Origin of the sequence: Kitasatospora sp. NPDC093558 (genome assembly GCF_040683475.1) — a bacterium.
In the GTDB taxonomy this organism is placed as follows: domain Bacteria; phylum Actinomycetota; class Actinomycetes; order Streptomycetales; family Streptomycetaceae; genus Kitasatospora.
On sequence record NZ_JBFBDY010000328.1, the window covers coordinates 1 to 7,155 of the forward strand.

The 7,155-nt window shown below is 74.3% G+C and carries 8 protein-coding genes; 2 read left to right on the top strand and 6 right to left on the bottom strand.

The annotated features are described in order from the left end of the window. The 5 genes from AB0O00_RS25230 to AB0O00_RS25250 form a co-directional block, all read right to left on the bottom strand. Window positions 1-915 (bottom strand): hypothetical protein (locus AB0O00_RS25230; RefSeq protein ID WP_363655367.1); only part of this gene is annotated, 915 nt, incomplete at its 3' end. Then, a complete protein-coding gene (locus AB0O00_RS25235; protein ID WP_363655369.1) occupies window positions 912-1,295 on the bottom strand; it encodes a hypothetical protein in 384 nt (127 codons plus the stop codon). The genes AB0O00_RS25235 and AB0O00_RS25230, both read right to left, overlap by 4 nt. Before the next feature lie 571 nt (window positions 1,296-1,866). Next, window positions 1,867-2,916, bottom strand: coding sequence for an MsnO8 family LLM class oxidoreductase (locus AB0O00_RS25240; protein WP_363655371.1), 1,050 nt, complete (start codon window positions 2,914-2,916; stop codon window positions 1,867-1,869). A 57-nt stretch (window positions 2,917-2,973) separates the two neighbouring features. Beyond that, window positions 2,974-3,315 carry a hypothetical protein gene (locus AB0O00_RS25245; RefSeq protein WP_363655372.1) on the bottom strand — a complete coding sequence of 114 codons (342 nt, stop codon included), beginning with the start codon at window positions 3,313-3,315 and terminating at the stop codon, window positions 2,974-2,976. A 137-nt stretch (window positions 3,316-3,452) separates the two neighbouring features. Further along, the gene (locus tag AB0O00_RS25250) at window positions 3,453-4,619 is read right to left on the bottom strand and encodes a peptidoglycan-binding protein (protein WP_363655374.1); all 1,167 of its coding nucleotides are present in this window, start codon (window positions 4,617-4,619) and stop codon (window positions 3,453-3,455) included. 344 nt (window positions 4,620-4,963) lie between these two features. On the opposite strand from AB0O00_RS25250, the gene AB0O00_RS25255 reads away from it, so the two are divergent. Further along, on the top strand, window positions 4,964-6,361 hold the full coding sequence (locus AB0O00_RS25255) for a DUF6271 family protein (protein WP_363655376.1): 1,398 nt from the start codon (window positions 4,964-4,966) through the stop codon (window positions 6,359-6,361). Beyond that, on the top strand, window positions 6,358-6,858 hold the full coding sequence (locus AB0O00_RS25260; protein WP_363655378.1) for a GNAT family N-acetyltransferase: 501 nt from the start codon (window positions 6,358-6,360) through the stop codon (window positions 6,856-6,858). The genes AB0O00_RS25255 and AB0O00_RS25260 overlap by 4 nt, the downstream gene beginning before the upstream one ends. A gap of 14 nt (window positions 6,859-6,872) precedes the next feature. Here the strand turns inward: AB0O00_RS25260 and AB0O00_RS25265 are convergent. Beyond that, window positions 6,873-7,155: helix-turn-helix domain-containing protein (locus AB0O00_RS25265; protein ID WP_363655380.1), on the bottom strand; the 283-nt coding region annotated here is incomplete at its 5' end.

The following is a 7,155-nucleotide window of genomic DNA, read 5'->3' on the forward strand; positions in this document are numbered from 1 at the left end:
AGCGGGTGTCCGGGCGCCGAGTGGGCGGGGGCCGGGTACGGCCGGAGGCGGTGCCTGAGCCTGTGGCGGCGCCGGAGCCGGAGGCGGCGCCGGAGCCGGAGGCGGCGCCGGAGCCGGAGGCGGCGCCGGAGCCGGAGGCGGCGCCGGAGCCGGAGGCGGTGGCGGTAGCGGCGCGAGGGCGGGTGCGGAGACCGGTCCCGGCACCACCGCGGGAACCGGGTCGAGCAGCCCGGCCGCGGCCAGCCGGCGGACGTCCGCCGTGACGCCGAACCCGGACCGGCCCAGCAGCCGGGCCAGTTCGGCCGGAGTTCTTCGGCCGTCCGCGTGGTCGAGCAGCTCGCGCCGGCGCCGGCCGGGCGGACGGCGGGAGGGCCGGCGGGCGGCCTCGGCCGGGCGGACGGGCGCGGTGTCGAGCTGCGCCCAGGGCCAGATGCCGTCCAGCAGGTCCCGGCGGCGCTCGGTCTCCCGGCAGACCCGCGCGGCGTCGACCGCCGTCACCGGGCCGAGCCAGTGCCGGGCGCCGGTCTCGAACCGCCAGAGACCGCCGCCGGTGTCGGCGAGGACGAAGAAGGCGGCGTCGAACAGCGTGCCCAGGTGGCCGAGTTCGAGCTCCCCGCGGGTCAGCCGGCCCTGCTCGACGAGCGCGGCGGCGACACGGGCGTGCGGGCCGTGGATCTCGACGAGGTCCCGCCACTCCCCCGGTGCGAGCCGGCCGCAGCCGGTGAGGAGGTCGCCCAGGTCGGGGGCGCGGTCGGACTCGGCGTGGGTCACCAGACCGTCGGCGAGGTAGACGCTGCCGAGCGGGCCGCGTAGGGCGCCGGTGGCCTCGCGGGCGGCGAGCAGGTCGACCGCCTCGCCCGGCGTCCGCGGAACGGTCGGTGGCAGCACGGCCGTCGGTGCCGCGTGCGCGCTCACCCGAGCACCAGTTCCTCGGCGAGCGCCTGGAGGCGGTAGCGGGCGGCGGCGAGGTTGCCGTCCTCGCGGTCCAGCCAGAGATGGAGGACGAGCCGGCTGTCGAAGACGGTGTCGATGAGGCAGATCAGGTGGTAACTGCGGCCCGCGGTGACGATGATGTCCTGCAGCGGTGCCCGACGGTCCTCCCACACGGTGAAGGTCTGGCTCTCAACGGCCGCCCGTACCAGGTCGGTTGCCTCGGCCGCCGCGGTCTCGTGCTCGCCGGCCGGGCTCTCGCCCAGGCTGCCGAGGGCGAGGCCGCTGCTCCAGTCGACCAGGCTCGCGGAGCGGGCGCCGGTGATCGCCATCGCTCCGGAGAGGCATTCGTCGATACCCGGCACACCGGCTCCTTCGTGGGGGTCGTCCATCGCACGGGGGGGATGCTGCGCGGCCGGGCGCGCAGCGCGTCGCCGGCCGGACCGCCACAACGAGTGGCGGGTTCGACACGGAAGGCTACTGCCGGATTCCGTATGACGAACATTCCAATGGCATATTCACACCAGAAGCAGTGAGTTCCGGCCATGCTGTGACGGACCGTCAGTTCGGTGCCGCGACAGAAACCCGCTGGCCCCTGCACCATCGTCGCGTACCGTTCACCGGCCACCTGGAATGTGACCTTGGCCGATAGTCGGTCGCACCGAAGGGTTTTGGCCACCAAATGCGATAAAGGAACCGGACGGCCACGCGCGCAGCGGGAACGTCCGGGGCGCCACGGCCGGCGGGGGCAGGCGGCCCGCCGCCCGGGAACGACGAAGGGGCCCGTTCCGCTGGACGGAACGAGCCCCTTCGGGTGGAGCGCCAGGCCCGGGTCGCACGGACTCTCCCCACTGAAAGTGGGACGTGCTCTGGTAGCACCGCTGACGCATGTCCGGGAGGTTGTTCCCTCCCGACGAGAAGAACACTAGCAGGTCATCACGCCTGCTCAGAAATCGTGTGAGGGGTGCTCGGGGACGGCGCGGACAGCCCGGCCGCCTCCGCCAGCAGCCGGTAGGACTCCGTCATGGCGGCCCGGTCGTAGGTGCTCGTGGTGACCAGGAATTCGTCGGCGCCCGCGCGCGCCACCACCGCGGCCACCTCGGCGGCGGCCTGTGCCGGGGTGCCGGCGATGTGACCGCCGAGCGACTGCTCGTACGCGGCCCGCTCGCGCGCCGTCATCGACCGGGCGAGGACCTCGGCGGCGGGGGCGAGCGGCGGGAACTCGCCGTGCGTGCGGGAGTACGCGCCCGCCCAGGCCTCGGGGACGAGCAGCTCGCGCGCCCGCTCCACCGTGTCGGCCACCGCGACGGTGCCGGACACCACCACGTACGGCTCGGCCGCGTACGCGGACGGGCGGAAGCTCGTGCGGTAGCGGTCGATGGCCGCCAGCATCCGCTCCTCCCCGCGCGCGGCGGCGATCACCAGCGGCAGCCCGGCCTCTGCCGCCAGGTCGGCGCCGGCGCCCGTAGCAAGGACGAAGGGCGGCACCCGCAGGCCCTCGGCCGGGCGGGCGTGGACACCACGGTGTACCTGCTGGGTGCCGTCGAACCAGCCCAGCAGCTCGGCCAGCTGAGCGCCGAACTCGTCGGCCGCGTCCTTCTCACGCCCGAGCGCCCGACGGACACCGTCGGTGAAGCCCACCGACCGCCCGAGGCCCATGTCGATCCGGCCGGGGAAGAGCGAGGCCAGCACGCCGAACTGCTCCGCCACCACCATCGGCTGGTGGTTGGGCAGCATGACCCCACCCGTACCGACCCGGATCCGGGACGTGGCCGCCGCCACCGCCGCGGCGAGCACCGTCGGTGCCGAGCCGGCCACCCCGGGCACGCCGTGGTGCTCCGAGACCCAGAACCGGTGGTAGCCGAAGGCCTCGGCCCGCCGGGCGAACTCGACCGTGCTGCGCAACGCCTGCGCCGGCTCCTCCCCCTGCCGGGTGCGGGAACGGTCCAGCACGGAGAGTCGGAGCGCGGGCTGTGCAGTGGTCACGTCCCGGGACAACACCGGCCCCTCGCGCGCGCATTCCCCTGAGGCAGCTCAGACCGCTCAGACCGCCCGCGAGGTCCGCGACGCCCTGGGTATTCGCGGCACGCGCCGCCCCCAGGGTTTGTGGACGGACAGCACCACCATGAACAGGTAGAGCGCCAGCGCCACGGACGGGACGATCACCGCGCCCGTCGCGAGCGCCGTCGCGGCGAGGGTGAGCAGGCAGAGCATCAGCGCCGGCCAGCTCACCGACGCCACCACGTGGACGACCACCAGCCACTTCCGCGCGACCGGGGACAGCCGGCGCCCCGGGGCGGCCCGCGCAGCCACCGCGGCCCGCACGGCCGCCCCGGCCCGCACGGCCGCCCCGGCCGACGGCGAGGACTCCGTGGGCGAGCGCATCCGTACCTCCTTCACTAGAGGATCACCAGGACGCGCTCAGCCTCCCCCGCGCACCCGTACTCGGACATCTGCCGGCGGGAGTAACTCCGACTACTCCCTGCCGAGTACGTCCGACCGCACGCGTACGCCGGCCCGCGTCACCCCGTCACGGTGAAGTCGTGCGCCGCGCCCAGGCGTTGGAGCGAGTCGTGCCCCGGAACGCCGTCCGCGTCGGCGTCCGCGTACCCGCAGCGGCGCTGCCAGGCGGCGTACGCGGTGACCGTCAGGCTGCCGAACGAGCCGTCCACCCAGCGCTGTTCGAGCAGCCCCTCGTCCGCCAGCGCCTGCTCGACGATCGCGACCTCGGCGCCGTACGTCCGGTGGCCCTGCTCGGCGCCCGGGTCGGTGGCGGCGGCCGCGGCGACGTGCGTGACCGAGACGGTGCGCGGGCCGGGCAGGTAGCCGAGCAGGCGCAGCAGCGAGGTCGGGCCGGGGACGCCGTCCGCCGCCGGGCCCGAGTAGCCCAGGCTCCGCTGGTAGTCCGCGTAGTTGAGGGTGTCGGCGTCCGTCCAGTCCGGACCCGGCCCCGACCGGTAGTGGCCGCCGAAGCCGTGGGCGACGAGTGCCCGGCCGACGACGGTGACCTGGTAGCCGTGGGCGCCGTAGCCGTACCGGAGGCCGTTGACGGTGACCTGGTGGCGGGAGGGGGGTTCGGCGGGCGGGGGGCTCGACGGGCCGCCGGCGAAGTCCGGCCAGGAGCCCGGGTCGGTGTGGTCGTTGTCGGGGACGTGGGCGTGGGCGTACCAGCCGCCGCGGGTCTGCCACACCTGCTCGTCACGCCGGCTGCGGAAGTCGGCGGGCCGGCCCATCGGCCAGGTCTCGGGCACGCCCCACGACGCGGTCCAGGCCTGCAGGTGGCCCCATCCGGCGCACGGCGTGTCGACGAGGCGCGGGTAGACGGTGCCGCGGTGGCGGCAGTAGGGGAAGAAGACCGCCTCGATCTGGAGGACGACCCGCCCGGCGCGGTTGGTGCGGGTCGGGCTCCCGGGCGGGCTGAGGAGGCTCCGGGAGCGGGAGTCGGCGGGGAAGAGCTGGGCCGTCCGGCCGCTGAACGGGTCCCAGACGAGGTGCGGCGCGTCGCCGGCGCCGCTGGTGGTGAAGTAGGTGACCAGGTCGTCGAACGTGCACCAGTCCTGCGGGGCGGCGGCCGAGGCGTCGCGGTCCCAGGTGATGTGCGCGATGGCCTTCGGCGGGTACTGGTGGTCGGTGGGGGCGTGATCGCCGAGGTCGTGGACCTCGGCGCCGGGCAGCCACAGCTCGGGCATGGCGTGTCCTCCGGACGGAGTGAGGGAGTACGGAGTGACGGGGCACGGACATCGTTGCCGTTATCGGCAGCTCCATGCCTCCGGACGACCCCGGCGCGGAGCGGAGTTCCGCTGAACCCCGCACACCCGCTTGCCCGTTCGGATATTCGACGAGCACTCGCATTTCCGTACGGATTGCACGCCCCCTGCGGCGCGCGCGGCGAATCCCACCCCCTCACGACCCGTCCTGTCAATCGTTGACTTCACTATTGGTCTAGTCCACGGTGTTCGGCGAGGCCGGACCGACCGGAGGAATCCTCAACTAGCCTCGCCCTGACCCGAGTTCGACCAACCGGAGCACACGTATGAGACGAGTCTGCCTCGCCCTGCCCACCAACCGGGCCTGCGCCGGCACCATCGCCGCACTCGCCGAGGAGGCCGCCCACGCCGCCGCCCACTTCGACGTCGAGGTGCACCTGCTGATCCTCGACACCTCCGACACCTCCGACACCGCCAGCACCGCCGACGCCTCCGGCACCTCCGACGCCGCGGGGGCGCCGGAGGCCGGGAGCAGCCCGTTCGCGCAGAACGCGGCGGCCGTCGCCGCCGTCGTCCCCACCCCGCGCGTGGTCGTGCACCACCTCGGCGAGGCCCGGCAGCGCGCCTTCCTGGAGCGGGTGATCCGGCGCTCCGGCGCACCGGATCCCGAGCCGCTGCTCGACCTCATGCTCCCCGACGCCGTCTCCTACGGCGCCTGCACCAACCGGATCTTCCTGGTCGCCGCCGCGCTCGGCTGCACGTCCGTCCACCGCCGGGACTCCGACGGCGACTACCAACTCCTGGACGGGCACAAGGTGTTCCCGATCGACCACGAGCTGCGCACCCTCGGCCGGCGGGCGGGCGAGGTCGCGGCGGACGTCACCGCCGTCACCAAGAACGAACTGGACCCGGCCCACGGCGACCGTCCCGTCGTCCTGGTCGGCGGCTCGTTCATCGGCGAACTGTCCGTCGACGTCGGCGAGATCCGCGAGCTCGACCCCGCCGTCTACCACGACGTCGTCGGCCTGTGGGCCCCGCCGGTCTGGTCCGAGGAGGAGAAGCGCGAGCTGATCGAGGAGTCGTTCACCGGCGGCGGCACCGAGCCGTTCCGCGCCGACGAGACGGTGCTCGGCCCGCCCGACATCCGGCGCGTCGACATGTGCAACATCGGCCTCGACCACCGGGTCTACGAGCGGCTGCCGCTGCCGCCCGCGACCGAGACCATCGGCAGCGACTACTTCCTGCTGCACGTGGTCCTCGACGCTGGCCTGCCCGGCGTCGTCCACAACCGGCACATCGTCAACTACTACACGCCCGAGCGTCGCACCGGGCCCGGCTTCACCGCCTACCAGGTGCGGTTCGCCAAGTTCCTGCTCTCGATGCTGTACCTGCACCCGGTCTACGGCGAGATGATGGTGCTCGGCGAGGAGCTGCTCGACGAGCGGCACGAGGTCCGCACCGCGCCGGTCCTCGACTCCGTCCGCCGCAGCGCCGCGTGGGACCGCGCCGAGAACGTCCGCCGGCTGGACGTCCTCGACCGCTCCTACCGTCGCCTCGGCGGCAAGTACGCGCGGTTCGCCGACCACCTGGCGCCGCTGCGCGAGCGGCTCCTCGACGAGGCGCGGGCCGACGCCGAACGGTTCGCGCTGCTCATCGACGCCTGGGGCGCACTGGTCGCCGCGGCACACGCCGAACCCACCATCCGGCCCGGGGAGGCCGGATGAACGACGACGACCTCCGGATCCGTCCCCTCGCCGAGGACGACTGGGACACCGTCGTCGCCCTGGAGCACGACGCCTACGCCGCCGACGGCCTCTCCGAGGGCCGGGAGGCCCTGGAGTCCCGGGGCCGCAGCTCGCCCCGCACCTGCCTCGTGCTGGAGAGCGGAGGGAAGGTCTGCGGCTACCTGCTGAGCCTGCCCTACCCGCCGCTGCGCTGCCCGGACCTCGCCCGGCCCGAACTCGCCGCCCACGACTCCCGCAACCTCCACGTGCACGACCTCGTCATCGCCGAGGACCTGCGCGGGCGGGACGTCGCGCTGCGCTTCATGCACCACTTCCAGGACCGCGCGCGGGAGCAGGGCTTCGAGCAGATCTCCATGGTGGCGGTGCGCGGCACCGACATCATCCTGCGGCTGCTGGGCTACCGCGCCCACCGCGAGGTCGCCGTCCCGGCGTCGTACGGCAGGCGGGCGGTCTACATGTCGATGCCCGTCGGGTAGCGGGCGCGGCCCGGTCACACGGGGGCGGGCGCCCTCGTGGCGGCGCAGCCGGCGGCGAAGTCCGCGGGCGCCGCGCCGACGAGCTCGGTGAAGCGGTCACGGAAGACGCCCGGCGTGGCGCAGCCGACCGCCGACCACACCCCGGCGGAATCGACGCTGCCGCCGCCCAGCAGCAGCGCGACCGCGCGTTCGACGCGGCGGGCCGTCAGGTACCCGTACGGCGACGCGCCGTACGCGAGCCGGAACTCGCGGCTGAGCTGCCCGGCCGGCATCCGGGCGGCGCGGGCGAGCTCCTCG

What these genes read in the sequence shown, in the direction of transcription:
- AB0O00_RS25245 (WP_363655372.1), bottom strand. Translation starts at nt 3,315, where the DNA reads ATGCGCTCGCCCACGGAGTCCTCGCCGTCGGCCGGGGCGGCCGTGCGG.
- AB0O00_RS25250 (WP_363655374.1), bottom strand. Translation starts at nt 4,619, where the DNA reads ATGCCCGAGCTGTGGCTGCCCGGCGCCGAGGTCCACGACCTCGGCGAT.
- AB0O00_RS25255 (WP_363655376.1), top strand. Translation starts at nt 4,964, where the DNA reads ATGAGACGAGTCTGCCTCGCCCTGCCCACCAACCGGGCCTGCGCCGGC.
- AB0O00_RS25260 (WP_363655378.1), top strand. Translation starts at nt 6,358, where the DNA reads ATGAACGACGACGACCTCCGGATCCGTCCCCTCGCCGAGGACGACTGG.